The organism is Streptomyces sp. NPDC038135 (assembly GCF_055601245.1).
Genome location: NZ_JBVJXS010000001.1, coordinates 168,005 through 184,415, shown reverse-complemented (window position 1 = coordinate 184,415; position 16,411 = coordinate 168,005). Strand labels below are relative to the sequence as shown.

The window sequence follows — 16,411 nt, the reverse complement described above, 5'->3', positions numbered from 1 at the left end:
ACCCCCTGGCGTCACTCACAGTAAAGCTGCGAATACGCTCCGTGTCTAGAGGGTCTGCGAGCCCAAATGGGAAGAGCGCGCGCCGGGTTGACGTACCCCGGCGTCACACGCCCGAACCGCGTCGGCGGCGGCCGCTCACTGAAGTGTCACACGAGTACGTGGTCGACGAAGCACCAGCGCCAGTCCTCGCCCGGCTCGAAGGTCCGCATCACCGGGTGACCGGTCTCCGTGTGGTGCCCCGTGGCGTGCCGTCCCGGCGAGGAGTCGCAGCAGCCGATGTGGCCACAGGTCAGACAGAGCCGCAGCTGCACCGGATGCGTGCCCTGCGCGAGACACTCCGGGCACGTCTCGCTCAGCGGCTCGGGCTGGGGGTGCGGCAGCGCGTCGGAGTGCGTGCACTGTTTCATGATTGCCAGGTTACGACGGGCGCGCGGTCGGCCGCGCGGAAAAACGAGGGTGGGCGAGGACCATGGACGTGATGCCGCTGCTCCTGCTGGTGGCGGGGAGTGCCGCGGTCGCGGGGGCGGCCCGGCGTACGCCGCTGCCGGCGCCCCTGCTGCTGGTGGCGGTCGGCCTGGCGGTCTCCTACATCCCCGGCGTGCCGGACTACCGGCTCGACCCCGAGGTGGTCCTGCCGCTCGTGCTGCCCCCGCTGCTGTACACCTCGGCGAGCGACAGCTCCTACCTCGACCTGCGCGCCCAGCTCAGGCCGGTGGCGCTGCTGTCGGTGGGGTACGTGCTGTTCGCGACCGTCGTCGTCGGCTGGGCCGCCTACCTGGTCATCCCAGGGATGCCGCTGCCCGCCGCCCTGGTGCTGGGCGCGGTGGTGGCGCCGCCCGACGCGGTCGCCGCCACGGCGGTCGCCCGCCGGGTCGGGCTGCCGTCCCGGATCACCACGATCCTGCAGGGGGAGTCGCTGCTGAACGACGCCACCGCGATCACCGCCTACAAGGTGGCGCTGGCCGCCGCCATCGGCGAGGGCGCCACCTGGGCGGGCGGCATCGAGGAGTTCCTGATCGCGTCCGTCGGCGGTGTCGGCGTCGGCCTGCTGCTCATGGCGCCGCTGCACTGGCTGCGCACGCACCTGAAGGAGCCGCTGCTGCAGAACACGCTGTCCCTGCTCATCCCGTTCGTCGCCTACAGCGTCGCCGAGCAGGTGCACGCCTCCGGCGTCCTCGCGGTCGTGGTCGTCGCCCTCTACCTCGGGCACCGCGCGTGGGAGGTCGACTTCGCCACCCGGCTCCAGGAGGACGCGGTGTGGAAGATGGTCGCCTTCATCCTGGAGTCCGCCGTGTTCGCCCTGATCGGCCTCCAGCTCCCGGTCGTCCTCAGGGGCCTCGGCGAGTACGAGGGCGTCACGGCCGCCTGGTACGCGGTCGTGGTCTTCGTGGTCGTCGTGCTGGCCCGGTTCATCTGGGTCTACCCGGCGGCCTTCGTGCCCCGGATGCTGTCGGAGCGGATCAGGACCCGGGAGGAGAACCCGACCTGGCGGGGGGCGATGGTCACCTCGTGGGCCGGGATGCGCGGAGTGGTCTCCCTCGCCATCGCCTTCTCCATCCCGCTGACCGTGCACGGCGGCCATCCCTTCCCGCAGCGCAACCTGATCCTCTTCCTGACCTTCACCACCGTCATCGGCACTCTGGTCCTGCAGGGGGTGACCCTGCCGCCGCTGATCCGCCTGCTGAAGTTCCCCAGCCGCGACCGGCGGGCCGAGACGCTGGCCGAGGCCAACGCCCAGGCGCAGGCCTCCCGGGCCGCGGAGAGCCGCCTCGAAGAACTCCTCGCGGACGAGCGCAACGCCCTGCCGCCGCCGCTCGCCGACCGCCTGCGCTCGGTGCTGGAGCGGCGCCGCAACGCCGTCTGGGAGCGGCTCGGCCAGGTCAACCCGGTCACCGGCGAGTCCGTCGACGACACCTACCGCCGGCTGTCCCGCGACATGATCAGCGCCGAGCGCGAGGTGTTCGTCCGGCTCCGCGACCACCGCTACATCGACGACGAGATGCTGCGCGCGCTGCTGCGCCGGCTCGACCTGGAGGAGGCGGCCGCCTACCGGGAGGCCGCCTAACGAGGCCGCCCGGATCGCGCCGGGCTACGGGAACGGCCGGCCGGTGACGACCGCCGTGACCGTCGTCCCGCGCGCGAAGGCGCCCTCCTCGGCCAGGGAGACGAGCCCGTACAGCATCTTGGCGACATACAGCCGCTCCACGGGCAGCGAATGCCGCTGCTCGAAGTCCTGTGCGAAGGCGTCGAGCGCGGGCGTCGTGCGGGCGTAGCCGCCGAAGTGGAAGCGGTCGTCCAGGGACCAGCTCCCGCTGCGGGCGCCGAAGGCGGCTTCCTGGAGCGCCTGGACGTCGGCGGCGAGGAAGCCGCCCTTCAGCACCGGTATGCCGAGCGCCCGGCTGCCGGCGGGCAGCCCGGCGGCGAGTCCGGCGAGCGTCCCGCCGGTGCCGCAGGCCACCGCGACGACCTCCGCGTGCCCGGCCAGTTCCTCGCCCAGGGCCCGGCAGCCGCGCACGGCCGCGGCGTTGCTGCCCCCCTCGGGGACGACGTGCGCGTGTTCGGCGCCGGCTGCGCGCAGGATCGCGGCCCGGGTCTCCGGCTCGTGCTTGTGACGGTATGTCGATCTGTCGACGAAGTGCAGCCGCATCCCGTCGGCCGCGCACCGGGCCAGCGACGGGTTGAGCGGCCGGCCGGCCAGCTCCTGGCCCCGGACCACGCCGGTGGTCGCCAGCCCCAGCAGCCGGCCCGCCGCCGCCGTCGCGCGCAGATGGCTGGAGTAGGCCCCGCCGAAGGTGACCAGCGCCCGGCCCCCGGCCGCCTCGATGTTGGGAGCCAGCTTGCGCCACTTGTTGCCGATGAGCTCCGGGTGGACCAGGTCGTCCCGCTTGAGCAGCAGGCGCAGGCCGCGCCGGCCGAACCGGTCGTCCCGCGCCTCCTCCAGGGGTGAGGGCAGGCGCGGGGCGAGCGGGTCGGTGTGCGGGTCGGCGCTGGTCACGCCCTCATTGTCGCCCGGCGGCGAGCGCGGTCGCGGACGGCTGTCACTTCAGGCGATCGCGTACCCGTTCCCGCAGCCACGCCATCGAGAAGCCGCGCGGGTCCACCTTGCCCGGCTGCCATTCCAGGTGGCCGATCACCGAGCGTTCCGTCCACCCGTGGTGGCGGCACACGGCCGCGGCGGCCCGTGCGATCGCGTCCAGCTGCGCCTCGGGCCAAGGGTCGTCGCCGTCGCCCATGTTCTCGCACTCGAAGCCGTAGAAGTGCCGGTTGCCGTCCGTGTTCGCCTCGTTGTCCGGCGGCAGCCGTTTCTCCGCGATCACGGCCCGCAGCACCTCGTCGTCACCGAGCCCGGCGTGGTTGGCGCGGCCGTAGCCGACCAGGTGGATCCTGCCGTCCTTGGTGATGACGCCGTGGCACAACGGGCCGGGCAGGGCCGCGTGCCCGTCGCGGCAGAGTTCGACGGTGCGGGCGCTGCCCCGGGTCACCGTGTGGTGGATCATCACGCCGTGGACCGGGCCCCAGGGGCCCTTGTGGTTGCGGTTGTGGTGCTCCCAGTCGCCGACCTCGACGACGGTCGCGCCCTCCGCTCGCAACGCGGCCAGAAACCCGCTCGCGGACATGGGTGGGGCCATGGCCGCCTCCTTCGTGCTGTGCGCGGTCGGCCGCCGGTCGCGGCCCACTCGTCAAGCTGCTTCTACCGAAACCGGACGTCCCGGACTACCTCGTTCGCACACTGTGCGAGCCGATCCGGACAGGCGGCGCATCCGGGGCGGCTCCGGACAAGATCCCACTTTCTGCCCAGTAGTGCGATGATCCATTCCCGCTCTTTCGGGTAATGGCACGGCCACGTTACGTAGTGGAACCTTGCTCGTGAGACCGGTGTGCGACTCGGCGCCGGGCATACATGAGAGGGCATTCCCATATGTCGGTAGGCGAAGAGGTCCGCACGGAGCAGGGCAAGCCGCAGCAGTCTCTCGGCACGGCGGCAGCGCGGAACCTGGCCACCACCACCAAGTCCGTTCCGCAGATGCAGGAGATCAGCTCCCGCTGGCTGCTGCGCACACTGCCCTGGGTGGACGTCCAGGGCGGCACGTACCGGGTGAACCGGCGGCTGACGTACGCGGTGGGCGACGGCCGCATCACCTTCGTCAAGACCGGGGACCAGGTGGAGGTCGTCCCGGCCGAACTCGGCGAGCTGCCGGCGCTGCGGTCGTACGAGGACGACGAGGTCCTCACCGAGCTGGCGCGGCGCTGCCGCCAGCGCAACTTCGCGCCCGGAGAGGTCATCGCCTCCTTCGGCGCGCGGACCGAGAAGGTCTACCTGCTGGCCCACGGCAGGGTCGAGAAGATCGGCTCGGGCCCCTACGGCGACGACGCGGTCCTCGGCGTCCTCGCCGACGGCGCCTACTTCGGCGAGGCGGCGCTGCTGGACCCGGACTCCATCTGGGAGTACACCGCCCGCGCGGACACCGCGTGCACGGTGCTGGTCCTCGGCCGGGAGGACTTCGAGCAGGTCGCCGAGCGCTCCGACTCGCTGCGCGAGCACCTGCGGCGGCTGCGCTCCATCCCGGCGCAGCGGACCAACAAGTTCGGCGAGAAGGAGGTCGAGCTGGCGGCCGGCCACAGCGGCGAGCCGGACATCCCGCACACCTTCGTCGACTACGAGGCCCGGCCGCGCGAGTACGAACTCAGCCTCGCCCAGACCGTGCTGCGCATCCACTCGCGCGTGGCCGACCTGTACAACCAGCCGATGAACCAGACCGAGCAGCAGCTGCGGCTGACCGTCGAGGCGCTCAAGGAGCGCCAGGAGCACGAGCTGGTCAACAACCGGGAGTTCGGGCTCCTGCACAACTGCGAGTACGACCAGCGGATCCAGCCGCACGACGGCGTACCCGGCCCGGACGACATGGACGAGCTGCTCAGCCGCCGGCGGGGCACCAAGCTGTTCCTCGCCCACCCGCGCGCGATCGCCGCGTTCGGGCGTGAGCTGAACAAGCGCGGCCTGGTCCCGGAGACCATCGACATCGGCGGCAACCGCATCCCCACCTGGCGCGGGGTGCCGATCTACCCGTGCAGCAAGATCCCCGTCACCGCGGAGCGCACGACCTCGATCATCGCCATGCGTACCGGCGAGGCCGACCAGGGTGTCGTCGGGCTGAGGCAGTCCGGCATCCCGGACGAGATCGAGCCGAGCCTGTCCGTCCGGTTCATGGGCATCAACGAACAGGCGGTCATCAAGTACCTGGTGACGGCGTACTACTCGGCCGCCGTCCTGGTGCCCGACGCGCTCGGCGTGCTGGAGAACGTCGAGATCGGCCGGTGGAGGTGACCTCCGCGCACCGCCCCGCCGTGTCCCCGCCCTCCGGGGCGGGTACATCTCCGGGGTACGCGTTCAGCGGGGGCGCGAGCGCCGCCGTCCGCGGGCATCGCGAGGGGGAGCCATGGCCGATTTCATGACGGAGACCAGACAGCGCGCACCCGGACCGCGTGAGCCGCGCGAGTCCACCGGCGGCGCCGCGGCCGGCCCGCCGGACGGGCAGGAGGCGACGGAGCTGCTGGAGCGCACCCGGGCCCTCGTGGACCCGGAACTGCGCGCGGCGGTCGACTCGTTGCCGGGTTCGATGCGCCGGATCGCCCGCTACCACTTCGGGTGGGAGCACGCGGACGGCACCGCGGCGGCCGGCAACGCGGGCAAGGCCATCAGGCCGGCGCTCGTCCTCGCCGCCGCCGCGGCGCTCGGCGGCCCGGCAGCGATGACGGCGGCCGTCCGGGCGGCCGTGGCGGTCGAACTGGTCCACAACTTCACGCTGTTGCACGACGACGTGATGGACCGGGACGCCACCCGAAGACACCGGCCCACGGCCTGGACCGTGTTCGGCGACGCCGACGCGATCCTCGCCGGTGACGCGCTGCAGGCACTGGCCCTGCGGCTGCTCGCCGCGGACCCGCACCCGGCCTCCGGGCCGGCCGTCGCCCGGCTCGCCGACTGCGTCGTCGAGCTGTGCGCCGGGCAGCACACCGACACGGCACTGGAGCGGCGCGCTCCGGGGGAGGTGACCCTGGACGAGGTGCTCGCCATGGCCGAGGCGAAGACCGGCGCGCTGCTGGGCTGCGCCTGTGCGCTCGGCGCGCTGTACGCGGGCGCCGGGAAGGAGGAGGCGGCGGCGCTGGACGGCTTCGGGCGCCAGGCCGGGCTCGCCTTCCAGCTCATCGACGACGTGATCGGCATATGGGGCGACCCGCTGCGCACCGGCAAGCCGGCCGGTGCGGATCTCGCCGCCCGCAAGAAGTCCCTGCCGGTGGTGGCGGCGCTGACCTCCGGCACCCCGGCGGGCGCCGAACTCGCCGCGCTGTACGGCAGACCGTACGCCGAGGGAGAGGACGGGGACGGCGGGGAGATCGCGCGTACGGCCCTGGCGGTCGAACGGGCCGGCGGCCGGGACTGGGCGCAGGCGGAGGCGGCCGACCGGATGGCCCGGGCGGTGCAGGAGCTGGCCCGTGCCGTCCCCGCGCCGGAGAGGGCGGGCGGACTGCTGGCCCTGGCCGAGTTCGTGACCCGGCGCAGCAGCTGAACCGGCCGCCGTCCGGCGGCCGGCCGAGGACCCCGGGGCCACCGGGACCGTGCGGCTCCTGACCCCGCACGGTCACCGGGGCTCCGGCTCGGGCGGGACCCGCGCACCCCCACCGCGCGCGGGTCCCGTCGCTCGTCCGTCAGGTCGCGCTGCCAGCCTGCCCGCCGGCGGGTGAACAGCCGGAGGGGGTCGCGCCCCCGGTTCACGCCTCCGGTACGACCGTCCTCACGATGCGGTCGACCAGGCCCTCCGGCACCGTCACGCCCTCCAGGGCTCCGTCCAGGACGCCGGGGAGGGTGAGGTGTTCGAGGAGGAGGCCGAGCATCGCGAGGTAGAGCACGGCGACGGTCTCGTCACCGCCGGGGAGCCCGGCCGCGCGGTGGAACTCCATGCCCTGCTCAAGGTCGCCGCGCACCGACGCGGTGAAGGAGGCCCGCAGTTCCGGGCGGCGGGTGGCCTCCAGACGCATCTCGAACAGGGCCAGGTAGCCGGTGCGGTCACGGACCGCGCGGTCCATGAGGTCCCGCATGAAGGCGGTCACCAGGGCGCGGTCGCGGCGCTGCGACAGCAGCGCCTCCAGCACCTTCGGGTCGGGCGCGAGCCGCACGTGCAGCCGGGCGTCGATCTGGCGGAGCAGGTCGTCACGGCTGGCGAAGTAGTTGGAGGCGGTGCCCGTGGGCACGCCGGCCTCAGCGTCCACCGCGCGGAACGTCAGCCCGCGCGCGCCCTCCCTGGCCAGTACGGCGATGCCGGCGTCCACCAGCGCCGCGCGCCGCTCCGGATTGCCCGCCATTGCGGAGCCCCTTCTCTCAGTTGACCCCGGACGGGATTCCGTCCCGGAAGTCTCTTGCAACCACTACGACTGGAGTACTACAAATGGAGCACTACAAGCGCAGTGGTCATCCCGCCGCTGCGCAGCCTACGAAAAGAGACCCGCTTGCGAAAGCTCACGTACTTCGTCGCCTGCTCGCTCGACGGCTTCATCGGCGACGAACAGGGCGACGCCTCGGCGATGTTCCGCTTCCTCGACGAGGAGTACCTCGATTTCCTCCGGACGGAGTTCCCGGAGACCCTGGCCAGTCATGCCCGGGCCCAGCTCGGCCTCGACCACCTGGAGAACCGGCGGTTCGACACCGTCATCCAGGGCCGCCACAGCTATGACCTGGCGCTGAAGGAGGGCATCACCAGCCCCTATGCGCACATGCGGGAGTTCGTCGCCTCACGCACCCTCGGCGCCTCGCCCGATCCGAACGTCGAGATCGTCGCCGACGACGTGGTCGGCCGCGTGCGCGAACTCAAGGCGGAGCAGGGCGGCCTGGACATCTACCTGTGCGGGGGCTCGCGGCTCGCCGGCGCCCTGGTCGACGAGATCGACGAACTCGTCGTCAAGAGCTATCCGATCATCTACGGCACCGGTATGCCGATGTTCGGCACCGGGGCGCGGATCACGCAGTTCGCCCTCGATTCGGTCCGGACCTTCGGCAACGGCGTGATCGTGCGGACGTACCGCAGGGAGCGCTGAGCCCACGGCCGCCCTACCCTGAGGACATGGGCAGCGAGAGCAGTGTCTGTCCCGTCTGCGGGCAGGCCGTCGAAACGGTCGTCAGCCGGTACAAGACGCTGGGCGCGTGGGTGCCGAAGTGGGGCCCCGGCCCCTGCCGCAACCCGGGCTGCGCGTCCCGCGCGGAGCACACCGGGACCGCCGACGTACCGGCCGCCCCGGACACCGGGGCGGAGGGCCCGCCGTCCGGTGGGGACGCCGCGCGCCGGACGTGAACCCGCGCAGCGGCCGCCTTTCCCCGGTGCGCGCGGCCCGGCGGGGGCCGTAGCGTGGCCGCATGCCGAAGCTCCCGCACATCGTCCACATCACCGAACGCGCACTGTGGGACGAGGCCCGCGCCCGCGGCGCCTATGAGATGTCCACCCGCGGCCGCACCCTCGAGGAGGAGGGGTTCGTCCACTTCTCCACCCGCGAGCAGCTCCCGCGCATCGCGGCCTTCCTGTACGGCGAGTACGAGGGCCCCGACGAGCTGGTCGTGCTGGTCGTGGACCCGGCCCTGCTCGGCGTGCCGGTGAGGTACGAGGCCATGCCGCCGAACGGCGAGGAGTTCCCGCACGTGTACGGGCCCGTCCCGGTCGGCGCCGTGGTGGACGTCGAGCCCTGGGGCCGGCCGGACTCCCGCTGACCGGGCTCACCCCGGCGGACACCGGGCGCGGTCCGGCGACCGTGGCGGACGCGGGGCGCCTCAGCCCGCCTCCGGGTCCACGGGCCAGCGCCCGGGGGGCGGGCCGGCGGGCCGCTGGAGGAACCGCAGCATGTTCCCGGCCGGGTCCCGGAACGCGCAGTCCCGCACCCCGTACGGCTGGTCCGTCGGTTCCTGCAGCACGTCGCCGCCGGCCTCCCGGACCCGCTCGTACAGCGCGTCGCAGTCGGCGGTGGTGAAGATGACCCCGCGCAGCAGCCCCTTGGCGAGCAGTTCGGCGATCGCCTGCTTGTCGGCCGCCGAGATGTCCGGGCTGGCGCCCGGCGGCTCCAGCACGATCTCCACGTCCGGCTGCAGCGGCGAGCCCACGGTGACCCACCGCATCCCCTCGAAGCCCACGTCGTTGCGGACCTCCATGCCGAGCACGTCGCAGTAGAAGTGGAGCGCCTTGTCATGGTCGTCCACGGCGATGAAGCACTGCTTGAGTTTCAGGTCCATGGCCTCACGCTAGGCCCAGCCGGGCCGCCGCGCGCGGAAGTCCCGGCCGAACCGATCGCCGGAGTGCGGGCGGGCGCCGTTCAGTACGGCCGGCGGCGCGGGCGCGTGAACGAGCGCGCCACGCAGGACGGGATCACCGCGCTCTCCTCGTGCGAGCCGGCCCGGTAGGCGCTCGGCGTCTGGCCGACCAGCTCGGTGAACCGGGAACTGAAGGAGCCGAGGGAGGTGCAGCCGACGGCGAAGCACACCTCGGTCACCGTCAGATCGCCGCGCCGCAGCAGGGCCTTGGCCCGCTCCACCCGGCGGGTCATCAGATAGCTGTACGGCGTCTCCCCGTACGCCTTGCGGAAGCTGCGCTGGAAGTGACCGGGCGACATGTGGGCGCCGCGGGCCAGCTCCGTCATGTCGAGCGGCTCGGCGTACTCGCGGTCCATGCGGTCGCGCACCCGCCGCAGCCGTACCAGGTCCTCCAGATCCACCCCGACAGCTTGGCACGGCGCGGCTGCGATACTCCAGCCATGGACACGGGGACGGCGACGGGCGGGCGGCGCACGGACACGGCCGGGCGGGCCCGCCCCGCGGACTGGTCGACGCGGCCCGCGACGGCCGAGGACGTCGAGACGATCGCCGAGCTGCGGGCCGAGGTGATGCGCCCGGACCTGGAACGCCTCGGACGCTACGACGAGCACCGGGTCCGCCAGCGGCTGCGGGACGCCTTCTCCACCCGGTACACCTCGGTGGTCCTGAGCGGCGGCGAGTTCGCCGGATGCCTCACGGTCCGGCCGGACGCCGGGGACAGGCAGTGGCTGGAGCACTTCTACCTCGCCCCGCGCCACCAGGGCCGGGGGCTGGGCTCCGCCGTCCTGCGCGCCGTGCTGGAGCGCGCCGACGCACAGGGGACGGCCGTCGCCCTGAACGTGCTGCGGGGCAGCGCCGCCCGCAGGCTCTACGAGCGCCACGGCTTCGTCATGGAGGCCGAGGACCCGGTCGACGTGTTCATGGTGCGCCCGCCCGGCGGCATCGGTCTCCCACTGTAGGTCCGCGGCCCGATCCGGTTTCCGCCGGTGCGTGCCAGCCTCGTCCCATGACGCATTCCTGGCCCGGTCACCTCGACGTCGGAGCGGTCCGGTTCGCCCGGCCGACCGCGCACTTCGAGGACGTCGTGGTCTTCTACCGCGACGTCCTCGGCCTGCCCGTGCTCGCGCAGTGGCGCGGTCACGCGGGCTACGACGGCATCGTCCTCGGCCTGCCCGGCGCCCCGGTGCACATGGAACTCCTCCAGCACGGCGATCCGCCCCGCATCCCCGAGCCGCACCCCGAGAACCAGCTGGTGCTCTACCTGCGCGGCCCCGAGGCCGTCTCCGTCGCCGTCCGCCGGCTGGCCGGCCACGGGTACGGCCCGGTCCCCGCCGCGAACCCCTACTGGACCGAACGCGGCGGCGTCCTCTTCCAGGACCCGGACGGCTGGCAGGTCGTGCTGGCCCCCTGGGTGTTCGGCGAGGATCCGCCACCGGCGCCCTGAAGCGCGACAAGGGCGCGAAAAGACCGCACCCGGACCGTCAGGACGCCCAGGAGGGCGTGCCGACGATCCGGGTGCGGGGAGGCGGACCTGGCGACCTGGAAAAACGGGTCACAGGGCGTGATCGTGAGATCAGGCCTTCTTGGTCTCCCAGAAGATCTTGTCGATCTGCGCGATGTAGTCCAGCGCCTTCTGGCCCGTCGCCGGGTCGGTGGACGCCTTGGCGGCCGAGAGGGCCTTCAGGGTGTCGTTGACCAGCTGGTGCAGCTCCGGGTACTTCTCGAAGTGCGGGGGCTTGAAGTAGTCGCTCCACAGCACGGAGACGTGGTGCTTCGCCAGCTCGGCGCGCTGCTCCTTGATGACGGTGGCACGCGCCTGGAAGTGCGGGTCGTCATTGCCGGCCATCTTCTCCTGGACGGCCTTCACCGACTCCGCCTCGATGCGGGCCTGGGCCGGGTCGTACACGCCGCAGGGCAGGTCGCAGTGCGCGCTGACCTTGACCTTGGGGGCAAACAGGCGGGAAAGCATGGAGCATTCCTTCCTCGTGATCGTCTTCTCAGGTGCGACATTACTCCCTGTGGGACCTGTTTTCGTGAGTGCCCCCTAGGGCTTAGGACAAAAGTCCGGGGTCACACTGGGACTGGTGGAGGAACGGACCGGGGAGGTGCCGGGATGCCGGAGCTGTCGCAGGAGAGCGAGCGGGGGAGATCCGGGGCGCCCTTCGGGCTCGCCGAGGTGACGGGTCCCTCCATGGTGCCCACGCTGCACCATGGCGACCGGCTCCTGCTGCAGTACGGTGCGGCGGTCCGGCCGGGGGACGTCGTGGTGCTGCGGCACCCCTTCCAGCAGGACCTGCTCGTCGTCAAGCGCGCGGTGGAGCGGCGCGAGGGCGGCTGGTGGGTGCTCGGGGACAACCCCTACGCGGGCGGCGACAGCACCGACTACGGGGTGGTGCCCGACGAGCTGGTCCTGGGCAGGGCGCGGCTGCGCTACCGGCCGCTGCGGCCCGGTCAGCGTTCGCCGCTGGCGCTCGTGCGCTGGGCGTTCTCCGCGGCGAGGCCGCTGCTCACCGACCGGTCGGCCTCCAGGCGCTTGCGGGCCCGGTAGGCGGCCACGTTGGCGCGGGTCGCGCAGCGGTCGGAGCAGTAGCGCCGGGAGCGGTTGGTGGACGTGTCGAGGTAGGCGTTGCGGCAGGGGGCCGCCTGGCACAGGCCCAGCCGGTCGACGCCGTACTCGGTCAGGTGGAAGGCCAGGCCCATCGCGGCGATGGCCGCGTAGCCGGCGGTGGCGTTGGAGGGGTGGTCGGCCAGGTGCATGTGCCACAGCGGGCGGCCGTCCTCGTCGCGGTGGTCGTGACCGGAGATCTGCGGACTGACCGGGAACTCCAGCAGCAGTGAGTTGAGGAGGTCGACCGCGAGGGTCTCGTCGCCCTCGTCGGCCGCCTCGAAGACCGAGCGCAGCCGGGACCGCACCGAGCGGAAGCGGGTGACGTCGGCGTCCGTGGTGCGGCGGGCCGCCGAGGCATTGGCGCCGAAGAGGTCGCGGACGGCCTCGACCGACGTCAGGGAGTCCTTGCCCCGGACCGGTTCCTCGCTGTTGACGAGGCGTACGGCGTAATCCGAGTAATAGGCCAGTTCCACTTGTAGTCCTTACGGAGGCGCTCTATGGTCATGTCTGCGGTCGGGTAACAGCCGGTCGTGCTTCCAGGGTATTACGCGTGCGTGAGGAGACGGGGCTTCCATGACCACCAGTACCGGCACCGGAACCGACTGGACCGCCTGGCAGAAGAGCTGGGACCGGCAGCAGGAGTGGTACATGCCGGACCGCGAGGAGCGGTTCCGGATCATGCTCGACATGGTCGAGGCGCTCGTCGGCACCGCGCCGCGCGTGCTCGACCTCGCCTGCGGCACCGGCACCATCACCGCCCGGCTGCTGGCCCGCTTCCCCGACGCGACCAGCACCGGGGTCGACCTCGACCCGGCCCTGCTGGCCATCGCCCGCGGCACCTTCGAGGGCGACGACCGCGTCTCCTTCGTCACCGCCGACCTCAAGGACCCCGACTGGCCGGCACGGCTGCCGTTCGGCTCCTACGACGCGGTGCTGACCGCCACCGCCCTGCACTGGCTGCACAGCGAACCCCTCGCGGCACTCTACGGACGGCTCGCCGAGCAGGTGCGCGCCGGCGGTGTGTTCATGAACGCGGACCACATGATCGACGAGAGCACCCCGAGGATCAACGCGGCCGAACGCGCCCAGCGGCACGCCCGTATGGATCAGGCCAAGCGGGACGGCGCGCTGGACTGGGCCGAGTGGTGGCGGGTGGCCGCGGAGGACCCGGTCCTGGCCGAACCGACGGCCCGCCGCTTCGAGATCTACGGCGAGCACGCCGACGGCGACATGCCGTCCCCGGCGTGGCACGCGCGCGCCCTGCGCGAGAAGGGCTTCGAGGAGGCCCGGCCGGTGTGGTGCTCGCCCTCGGACACGCTGCTGCTCGCGGTGAAGTAGGTGGGGACGACGCTCGCAGGTGATGGGGTGAATGCCCTGCGATTGGTCCTGGCGTCCTCGTGTGAAAACAGTGCTACGGCGGCCACCGTATCGATGTTCCGCCGTAGCACTGCGTTTGTGAGGAGGCCGACCCTGACGGCCTCGCCCTCGGTCAGCGCCGCCCTCGTTGCGGTAGGAGCACCATCAAAACTGTCTTGCTCTGAGGAAGATCTGAGCTCTGTGTGCGCGGTTTCTGCCAGCCTCACAGAAGTGCAGTGCAACGGCGGGGTGCGCTCACCTGTCCCGGTGAACGCACCCCGCCGTAGGAACTCTCTTAGAGCACCTTGGACAGGAACGACTGGGTCCGCTCGTGCTGGGGATCGGTCAGGACGTCGCGGGGATGGCCGGATTCGACCACCACGCCTCCGTCCATGAACACCAGACTGTCGCCCACCTCGCGGGCGAAGCCCATTTCGTGCGTGACGACGACCATCGTCATGCCGGACTCAGCGAGGTCGCGCATGACGTCCAGGACGTCACCGACCAGCTCCGGGTCCAGCGCCGAGGTCGGCTCGTCGAACAGCATCAGCTTCGGGTCCATCGCCAGCGCCCGGGCGATCGCTACCCGCTGCTGCTGGCCACCGGAGAGCTGCGAGGGGTAGTTCCCGGCCTTGTCGGCGAGGCCCACCCGCTCCAGGAGCTGCATCGCGCGCTCCTTGGCCCGGGCTTTGCCGACGCCCTTGACCTGGACCGGCGCCTCGATGACGTTCTCTGCCGCTGTCATGTGCGGGAACAGGTTGAAGCGCTGGAAGACCATGCCGATGTCCCGGCGCTTCAGCGCGACCTCGCTGTCCTTCAGCTCGTACAGCTTCTCGCCCTTCTGGCGGTAGCCGACCAGATCGCCGTCCACGTAGAGACGGCCGGCGTTGATCTTCTCGAGGTGGTTGATGCACCTCAGAAAGGTCGACTTGCCGGAGCCGGAGGGGCCGATGAGGCAGAACACCTCACCCTGTTTGACCTCCAGATCGATGCCCTTGAGCACCTGGACGTGGCCAAAGGACTTGTGGACGCCCTCCGCCTTGACCATCGCGGCCGTGCCCGTGGGGACGGCGTCACTCTTGCTCAGCTTGTCGGTCATGCGCCCACCGCTCCCCTCGGGCTGCCCAGCGACAGCACGTTCGCCCGCACCTTCTGCCACGGGGTCGGCGGCAGCTGGCGGCTTGAGCCGCGTGCGTAGTAGCGCTCGATGTAGTACTGGCCCACGCTCAGCACCGAGGTCATGATCAGGTACCAGGCCGCGGCCAGGAAGTACATCTCCACCGGGGCGCCGGAGTTCTGGCCGATGTCCTGGGCGAAGCGGAACAACTCCGGATACTGGACGGCCGCCACGAGCGAGGTCGTCTTCAGCATGTTGATCACTTCGTTGCCCGTCGGCGGCACGATCACGCGCATCGCCTGCGGGATGATGATCCGCCGCAGCGTCTTGCTGTGGCTCATACCGAGGGCGTGCGCCGCCTCGGTCTGGCCCTCGTCCACCGCGAGCAGGCCGGCCCGGCAGATCTCCGCCATGTACGCCGCCTCGTTCAGACCCAGGCCGAGCAGCGCCGTCAGCAGCGGCGTCATGAAGTTCGACCAGTAGTCCTTGTAGAACGGCATCAGGTTGATGTACTCGAAGACCAGGCCCAGGTTGAACCAGAGGAACAGCTGGACCAGGACCGGGGTGCCGCGGAAGAACCAGATGTAGAACCAGGCGATCGACGAGGTCACCGGGTTCTTCGACAGCCGCATCACCGCGAGGACGATGCCGCCCACGATGCCGATCAGCATCGACAGGACCGTCAGCAGAAGGGTCTTGCCGACACCCCTCATGATCCGGTCGTCGAAGAAGTAGTCCGGAACTGCGTGCCAGTTGATCTGGCCCTGGCTGAACGCGTAGATGATCGCGACGAGGATCGCGATGGCGATGACGGCGGTGACGTACCGTCCGTAGTGCCGGACCGGGATCGCCTTGATGGCCTCCGGGCCGGCCGGGGGAGTGCGCTGTTCCCCGGCCGCCGACTTGTCGATGTCAGTCACGGGTGTTGCCTCTCAGTGGCCGCTTCGGGTCCGCGGGTCACTTGCCGCCGTTGATCACGGACTGCTTGACGGCGCCGTCCTGCGCGCCCCACTTCTCCAGGATCTTGCCGTACTCGCCGCTCTTGATGACGGCGTCCATCGCGGCCTGCAGGGCGTCCCGGAGCTGGGTGTCCTTCTTGGCCACGGCGATGCCGTAGGGCGCGGCCTCGACCTGCTCGCCGACGACCTCGAAGTCCTTGCCGCCGCCGGAGGTCTTCACCGCGTACGCGGCGACCGGGAAGTCGGCGGACACGGCGTCCGCGCCGCCCGAGCGCAGCCGGGTCTGGGCCTGCTGGTTGTCGTCGAAGGCCTCGATCGCGAGCTTCTTGCCGCTCGGACATTTCTTGGCCTGCTCCTTGGCCAGGTCCTCCGAAGTGGTGCCGCGCTGCACGGCGAGCTTCTTGCCGCAGAGGTCGTCCCAGGTGGTGATGCCCTTGGTGTCGCCCTTGCGGGTGTAGATGGAGACACCGGCGGTCAGGTAGTCCACGAAGTCGACGCCCTCGCCAACCTTCTTGCCGGTGTCGGGGTCGACACCCTCCTGACGGTTCTTGTTGTCCGTCATCGCCGACATCGCGATGTCGTAGCGGTCCGAGCGCAGACCGGTCAGCAGGCCGTCGAAGGTGCCGTTCTCGAACTGGAACTTCACCCCGAGCTGCTTGCCCAGGGCCGCCGCCAGGTCGGGGTCGAGGCCGACGACTGCGCCGGAATTGTCCTTGTACTCGACCGGGGCGTACGCGATGTCCGACCCGACTCTGACAACGCCGCTGCTGCGGATGTCCTTGGGCAGCTTGCCGGCCAGCGGCGCGCTGCCGGCGGCCGAGCTGCCGGAGTCGTTGCCACTGTCCTTGGTCTGGTCACCGCAGCCGGTGAGGATCAGGGCGCCGGCGACCGCGATCGCACCGACCGCTGCAGTCCGGGCGCGGGCGGGAGTACGACGGGTGGAGCTTGCGGTCATGGTGGTTCCTCCGGCGGGTGGAGAGAGGTGCCGATGGGTCGACGGAAACACACACCTTCGGGTGTCG

The 16,411-nt window shown here is 71.4% G+C and carries 21 protein-coding genes; 10 read left to right on the top strand and 11 right to left on the bottom strand.

What is annotated here, in order from left to right; translation table 11 throughout:
- Positions 1-146: 146 nt before the first annotated feature.
- Positions 147-407 (bottom strand): UBP-type zinc finger domain-containing protein, encoded by a 261-nt coding sequence (locus ACZ7JA_RS00855; RefSeq protein WP_250403376.1) that lies wholly within the window; start codon positions 405-407, stop codon positions 147-149.
- 62 nt (positions 408-469) lie between these two features.
- On the opposite strand from ACZ7JA_RS00855, the gene ACZ7JA_RS00850 reads away from it, so the two are divergent.
- Complete coding sequence (locus ACZ7JA_RS00850) at positions 470-2,065, top strand: Na+/H+ antiporter (RefSeq protein ID WP_389306025.1); 1,596 nt, start codon at positions 470-472, stop codon at positions 2,063-2,065.
- A gap of 24 nt (positions 2,066-2,089) precedes the next feature.
- Here the strand turns inward: ACZ7JA_RS00850 and ACZ7JA_RS00845 are convergent, their stop codons facing one another.
- A complete protein-coding gene (locus ACZ7JA_RS00845; RefSeq protein ID WP_470806711.1) occupies positions 2,090-2,995 on the bottom strand; it encodes a 1-aminocyclopropane-1-carboxylate deaminase/D-cysteine desulfhydrase in 906 nt (301 codons plus the stop codon).
- Between the two features lie 43 nt (positions 2,996-3,038).
- Positions 3,039-3,629: an N-acetylmuramoyl-L-alanine amidase gene (locus tag ACZ7JA_RS00840; RefSeq protein ID WP_470806710.1), complete on the bottom strand. Its 591-nt coding sequence runs from the start codon at positions 3,627-3,629 to the stop codon at positions 3,039-3,041.
- 290 nt (positions 3,630-3,919) lie between these two features.
- On the opposite strand from ACZ7JA_RS00840, the gene ACZ7JA_RS00835 reads away from it, so the two are divergent.
- Positions 3,920-5,326 (top strand): family 2B encapsulin nanocompartment shell protein, encoded by a 1,407-nt coding sequence (locus ACZ7JA_RS00835; RefSeq protein ID WP_470806708.1) that lies wholly within the window; start codon positions 3,920-3,922, stop codon positions 5,324-5,326.
- A 112-nt stretch (positions 5,327-5,438) separates the two neighbouring features.
- The gene (locus ACZ7JA_RS00830; RefSeq protein WP_470806706.1) at positions 5,439-6,569 is read left to right on the top strand and encodes a family 2 encapsulin nanocompartment cargo protein polyprenyl transferase; all 1,131 of its coding nucleotides are present in this window, start codon (positions 5,439-5,441) and stop codon (positions 6,567-6,569) included.
- A gap of 202 nt (positions 6,570-6,771) precedes the next feature.
- Here ACZ7JA_RS00830 and ACZ7JA_RS00825 read toward each other — a convergent pair whose 3' ends face one another.
- Entirely contained in the window at positions 6,772-7,362 is a 591-nt protein-coding gene (locus ACZ7JA_RS00825; protein WP_389306018.1) for a TetR/AcrR family transcriptional regulator, read from the bottom strand.
- Between the two features lie 144 nt (positions 7,363-7,506).
- Here ACZ7JA_RS00825 and ACZ7JA_RS00820 point away from each other — a divergent pair, with 144 nt between their 5' ends.
- From ACZ7JA_RS00820 to ACZ7JA_RS00810, 3 genes are all read left to right on the top strand, one after another.
- Complete coding sequence (locus ACZ7JA_RS00820) at positions 7,507-8,091, top strand: dihydrofolate reductase family protein (protein WP_404023968.1); 585 nt, start codon at positions 7,507-7,509, stop codon at positions 8,089-8,091.
- A gap of 26 nt (positions 8,092-8,117) precedes the next feature.
- The gene (locus ACZ7JA_RS00815; protein ID WP_351662681.1) at positions 8,118-8,345 is read left to right on the top strand and encodes a hypothetical protein; all 228 of its coding nucleotides are present in this window, start codon (positions 8,118-8,120) and stop codon (positions 8,343-8,345) included.
- Between the two features lie 62 nt (positions 8,346-8,407).
- The gene (locus tag ACZ7JA_RS00810) at positions 8,408-8,755 is read left to right on the top strand and encodes a DUF952 domain-containing protein (RefSeq protein WP_351662684.1); all 348 of its coding nucleotides are present in this window, start codon (positions 8,408-8,410) and stop codon (positions 8,753-8,755) included.
- A 60-nt stretch (positions 8,756-8,815) separates the two neighbouring features.
- Here the strand turns inward: ACZ7JA_RS00810 and ACZ7JA_RS00805 are convergent, their stop codons facing one another.
- Together ACZ7JA_RS00805 and ACZ7JA_RS00800 are read right to left on the bottom strand one after the other, a co-directional pair.
- Complete coding sequence (locus ACZ7JA_RS00805; RefSeq protein ID WP_389306014.1) at positions 8,816-9,271, bottom strand: VOC family protein; 456 nt, start codon at positions 9,269-9,271, stop codon at positions 8,816-8,818.
- A gap of 80 nt (positions 9,272-9,351) precedes the next feature.
- Entirely contained in the window at positions 9,352-9,750 is a 399-nt protein-coding gene (locus tag ACZ7JA_RS00800; RefSeq protein WP_351662690.1) for a helix-turn-helix transcriptional regulator, read from the bottom strand.
- A 39-nt stretch (positions 9,751-9,789) separates the two neighbouring features.
- Between ACZ7JA_RS00800 and ACZ7JA_RS00795 the strand changes: the two genes are divergently transcribed.
- Together ACZ7JA_RS00795 and ACZ7JA_RS00790 are read left to right on the top strand one after the other, a co-directional pair.
- A complete protein-coding gene (locus ACZ7JA_RS00795; protein ID WP_351662693.1) occupies positions 9,790-10,308 on the top strand; it encodes a GNAT family N-acetyltransferase in 519 nt (172 codons plus the stop codon).
- Between the two features lie 47 nt (positions 10,309-10,355).
- The gene (locus ACZ7JA_RS00790) at positions 10,356-10,793 is read left to right on the top strand and encodes a VOC family protein (protein WP_351662696.1); all 438 of its coding nucleotides are present in this window, start codon (positions 10,356-10,358) and stop codon (positions 10,791-10,793) included.
- A gap of 129 nt (positions 10,794-10,922) precedes the next feature.
- Here ACZ7JA_RS00790 and sodN read toward each other — a convergent pair whose 3' ends face one another.
- Positions 10,923-11,318 (bottom strand): superoxide dismutase, Ni, encoded by a 396-nt coding sequence (sodN, locus tag ACZ7JA_RS00785; protein ID WP_004983535.1) that lies wholly within the window; start codon positions 11,316-11,318, stop codon positions 10,923-10,925.
- A 144-nt stretch (positions 11,319-11,462) separates the two neighbouring features.
- On the opposite strand from sodN, the gene sodX reads away from it, so the two are divergent.
- Positions 11,463-11,897, top strand: coding sequence for a nickel-type superoxide dismutase maturation protease (gene sodX / locus ACZ7JA_RS00780; protein WP_351662699.1), 435 nt, complete (start codon positions 11,463-11,465; stop codon positions 11,895-11,897).
- Here sodX and ACZ7JA_RS00775 read toward each other — a convergent pair.
- The gene (locus ACZ7JA_RS00775) at positions 11,801-12,430 is read right to left on the bottom strand and encodes a CGNR zinc finger domain-containing protein (RefSeq protein WP_351662702.1); all 630 of its coding nucleotides are present in this window, start codon (positions 12,428-12,430) and stop codon (positions 11,801-11,803) included. The two genes, sodX and ACZ7JA_RS00775, sit on opposite strands and share 97 nt — an antisense overlap.
- 100 nt (positions 12,431-12,530) lie before the next feature.
- Between ACZ7JA_RS00775 and ACZ7JA_RS00770 the strand changes: the two genes are divergently transcribed.
- Positions 12,531-13,295, top strand: coding sequence for a class I SAM-dependent methyltransferase (locus ACZ7JA_RS00770; protein WP_470806704.1), 765 nt, complete (start codon positions 12,531-12,533; stop codon positions 13,293-13,295).
- Positions 13,296-13,608: 313 nt separating this feature from the next.
- Here ACZ7JA_RS00770 and ACZ7JA_RS00765 read toward each other — a convergent pair whose 3' ends face one another.
- The 3 genes from ACZ7JA_RS00765 to ACZ7JA_RS00755 are packed head-to-tail and all read right to left on the bottom strand — an operon-like array spanning position 13,609 to position 16,344.
- Positions 13,609-14,412: an amino acid ABC transporter ATP-binding protein gene (locus ACZ7JA_RS00765; protein ID WP_389306010.1), complete on the bottom strand. Its 804-nt coding sequence runs from the start codon at positions 14,410-14,412 to the stop codon at positions 13,609-13,611.
- Positions 14,409-15,350 (bottom strand): amino acid ABC transporter permease, encoded by a 942-nt coding sequence (locus ACZ7JA_RS00760; RefSeq protein ID WP_389306008.1) that lies wholly within the window; start codon positions 15,348-15,350, stop codon positions 14,409-14,411. Before ACZ7JA_RS00760 ends, ACZ7JA_RS00765 begins: the two co-directional genes overlap by 4 nt.
- Before the next feature lie 37 nt (positions 15,351-15,387).
- On the bottom strand, positions 15,388-16,344 hold the full coding sequence (locus tag ACZ7JA_RS00755) for an ABC transporter substrate-binding protein (protein ID WP_351662715.1): 957 nt from the start codon (positions 16,342-16,344) through the stop codon (positions 15,388-15,390).
- Positions 16,345-16,411: the final 67 nt, after the last annotated feature.

Excerpts from the sequence above, each read along its gene's own strand:
- ACZ7JA_RS00855 (WP_250403376.1), bottom strand. The coding sequence starts at position 407 with ATGAAACAGTGCACGCACTCCGACGCGCTGCCGCACCCCCAGCCCGAG.
- ACZ7JA_RS00850 (WP_389306025.1), top strand. The coding sequence starts at position 470 with ATGGACGTGATGCCGCTGCTCCTGCTGGTGGCGGGGAGTGCCGCGGTC.
- ACZ7JA_RS00840 (WP_470806710.1), bottom strand. The coding sequence starts at position 3,629 with ATGGCCCCACCCATGTCCGCGAGCGGGTTTCTGGCCGCGTTGCGAGCG.
- ACZ7JA_RS00835 (WP_470806708.1), top strand. The coding sequence starts at position 3,920 with ATGTCGGTAGGCGAAGAGGTCCGCACGGAGCAGGGCAAGCCGCAGCAG.
- ACZ7JA_RS00830 (WP_470806706.1), top strand. The coding sequence starts at position 5,439 with ATGGCCGATTTCATGACGGAGACCAGACAGCGCGCACCCGGACCGCGT.
- ACZ7JA_RS00825 (WP_389306018.1), bottom strand. The coding sequence starts at position 7,362 with ATGGCGGGCAATCCGGAGCGGCGCGCGGCGCTGGTGGACGCCGGCATC.
- ACZ7JA_RS00815 (WP_351662681.1), top strand. The coding sequence starts at position 8,118 with ATGGGCAGCGAGAGCAGTGTCTGTCCCGTCTGCGGGCAGGCCGTCGAA.
- ACZ7JA_RS00810 (WP_351662684.1), top strand. The coding sequence starts at position 8,408 with ATGCCGAAGCTCCCGCACATCGTCCACATCACCGAACGCGCACTGTGG.
- ACZ7JA_RS00805 (WP_389306014.1), bottom strand. The coding sequence starts at position 9,271 with ATGGACCTGAAACTCAAGCAGTGCTTCATCGCCGTGGACGACCATGAC.
- ACZ7JA_RS00795 (WP_351662693.1), top strand. The coding sequence starts at position 9,790 with ATGGACACGGGGACGGCGACGGGCGGGCGGCGCACGGACACGGCCGGG.
- ACZ7JA_RS00790 (WP_351662696.1), top strand. The coding sequence starts at position 10,356 with ATGACGCATTCCTGGCCCGGTCACCTCGACGTCGGAGCGGTCCGGTTC.
- sodN (WP_004983535.1), bottom strand. The coding sequence starts at position 11,318 with ATGCTTTCCCGCCTGTTTGCCCCCAAGGTCAAGGTCAGCGCGCACTGC.
- sodX (WP_351662699.1), top strand. The coding sequence starts at position 11,463 with ATGCCGGAGCTGTCGCAGGAGAGCGAGCGGGGGAGATCCGGGGCGCCC.
- ACZ7JA_RS00770 (WP_470806704.1), top strand. The coding sequence starts at position 12,531 with ATGACCACCAGTACCGGCACCGGAACCGACTGGACCGCCTGGCAGAAG.
- ACZ7JA_RS00765 (WP_389306010.1), bottom strand. The coding sequence starts at position 14,412 with ATGACCGACAAGCTGAGCAAGAGTGACGCCGTCCCCACGGGCACGGCC.
- ACZ7JA_RS00755 (WP_351662715.1), bottom strand. The coding sequence starts at position 16,344 with ATGACCGCAAGCTCCACCCGTCGTACTCCCGCCCGCGCCCGGACTGCA.